The organism is Parabacteroides sp. MSK.9.14 (assembly GCF_019041495.1).
In the GTDB taxonomy this organism is placed as follows: Bacteria; Bacteroidota; Bacteroidia; order Bacteroidales; family Tannerellaceae; genus Parabacteroides; species Parabacteroides merdae.
On sequence record NZ_JAHPXO010000140.1, the window covers coordinates 1 to 380 of the forward strand.

The 380-nt window shown below is 42.1% G+C and carries 1 protein-coding gene; it reads right to left on the reverse strand.

Features of this window, described 5'->3' with window-relative positions; genetic code table 11:
* Positions 1 to 259: FecR domain-containing protein (locus KTG12_RS22400; RefSeq protein ID WP_237976681.1), on the reverse strand; the 259-nt coding region annotated here is incomplete at its 3' end.
* Positions 260 to 380: the final 121 nt, after the last annotated feature.

The window sequence follows — 380 nt, forward strand, 5'->3', positions numbered from 1 at the left end:
TGCAAGGAGAAGCATTCTTTGCAACGTCAAAGAATGCTTCTCCTTGCAAGGAGAGTTTGCGACCGCCTTCGGCAAAAGTCTCCGGAATCTTCAATGAAGAACCGGCCTTTAACCAAATAGTAGAACCATCTGCAAGCACGATTTTTTTCACATCTTTCCCTTGTTCCACCCTAATCGTTACATAATTGTCCGGCTTCAGATAGCCCCATCCCACATAAGAAAAAGATACAAGTAACAAGATTACGGCTGCATATCTCATCACAGAGCGAAGTATTTGAAATTGCCTTCTACTATTTATCCTGGCATTCAATCCATTCAATGCCTTTTCGATATGCTCAGGCGTATTATATTGAGTGAACTTCCACGAAACGCGAAGTTTC